Source organism: Cupriavidus sp. 2KB_3 (genome assembly GCF_052115685.1).
Lineage (GTDB): Bacteria > Pseudomonadota > Gammaproteobacteria > Burkholderiales > Burkholderiaceae > Cupriavidus > Cupriavidus campinensis.
This window is the reverse complement of sequence record NZ_JBFRHD010000044.1, coordinates 1-1,399: the sequence shown is the minus strand read 5'-3', so window position 1 is coordinate 1,399 and position 1,399 is coordinate 1. Positions and strand designations below refer to the sequence as shown.

The window sequence follows — 1,399 nt, the reverse complement described above, 5'->3', positions numbered from 1 at the left end:
TGAACTGCACCCCAAAAGTTGGACACCAACTTTTGGGGTGTTTTTTCATGTATCGGTACTCGGAGCAGTTCAGGCTGACAGTTATCCAGAGCTACCTGGACGGTCAGGCAGGCTATGGTGAGATCGCCAAACGCCATGAAATAGACAGCGGAACAGTACGGCGCTGGGTGGCGGGATACCGCCTGCATGGCGCGGCGAGCATCAAACGGAAGTACACGYACTACAGCGCCGAGTTCAAGCTTGCCGTGCTGAAGCGGATGCGAAGCCAGCGGTTGTCGCATCGCGAAGTCGCAGCATGGTTCGATATTCGCAACTTCGGTGCGATTGGCATTTGGGAACGCCAGTATGATGCAGGGGGTATAGAGGCCTTGTCATCGCGCCCAAAAGGGCGTCCCAGGAAGATGTCGCCACCCACTCCCAAAGCAAAGCCACCGAAGCCATCTGGTGATCGCACGCGCACGCGCGAGGAGCTCATTGACGAGCTGAACTACCTGCGCATGGAGAACGCCTACCTAAAAAAACTCGACGCCTTAGTTCAAGCGAACAAGAAATCTGCGCAACCCAAAAAGCGCAAATAGTGCWTGAGCTAAGGCGGCAGTATCCATTGGCGGGGCTGTTGAAGGTCGCAGGCCTGGCACGAAGCACCTTCTACTATCAGCAAACAGTACTTCAGGCGCAGGACAGGTATGCGGAACTGAAGGCAAGAATCCGTGAGCTGTTTGCGCAGCACAAAGGTCGCTACGGCTACCGCCGMATTACGGCGGCGCTTCGGAAAGCGGAATTGATCGTCAACCACAAGACGGTTCAGCGCCTGATGAAAGCCATGGGCCTGAAGTCTCTCGTCCGGCCAAAGAAATACCGTTCTTACAAAGGTGCGGTGGGCCGAGTTGCGCCCAACGTGTTGCAACGGCAGTTCCACGCCGGGCGTCCGAATCAGAAATGGGTAACCGATGTGACCGAATTTAGCGTCGCCGGCGAGAAGCTATACCTCTCGCCGGTGCTGGACCTGCATAACGGCGAGATCGTCGCATACGAGATGGCCAGGCGTCCGTTGTTCGAGATGGTAAGCAAAATGCTCAAGAAGGCGTTTGCTCGACTCGGCCCCAAGGACCGACCGATCCTGCATTCGGATCAGGGCTGGCAATACCAAATGGCGTCCTATCGATCGATGCTCAAGCAGCGCAGTGTCCGTCCCAGTATGTCGCGCAAAGGTAACTGCCTCGACAACGCTGCCATGGAGAGCTTCTTCGGCATCCTAAAGTCCGAATTCTTCTACCTGAACAAGTTCACCAGCATCGAGCAACTGCAGGATGGACTGCGCCAATACATTCACTACTACAATCATGACCGCATCAAGCTCAAACTAAAAGGGCTGAGTCCCGTGCAATACAGGACTCAG

The 1,399-nt window shown here is 55.4% G+C and carries 1 protein-coding gene; it reads left to right on the top strand.

The genetic code is table 11. The features are described from left to right. Positions 1 to 47: 47 nt before the first annotated feature. Positions 48 to 1,399 (top strand): IS3 family transposase gene (locus tag AB4120_RS27565; protein WP_441643103.1). Its coding sequence is split into 2 segments (ribosomal slippage), with 1,350 coding nucleotides annotated over them: positions 48 to 533 and positions 536 to 1,399; the frame shifts between segments, so codons are not numbered across the junction. This gene is flagged as partial in the annotation.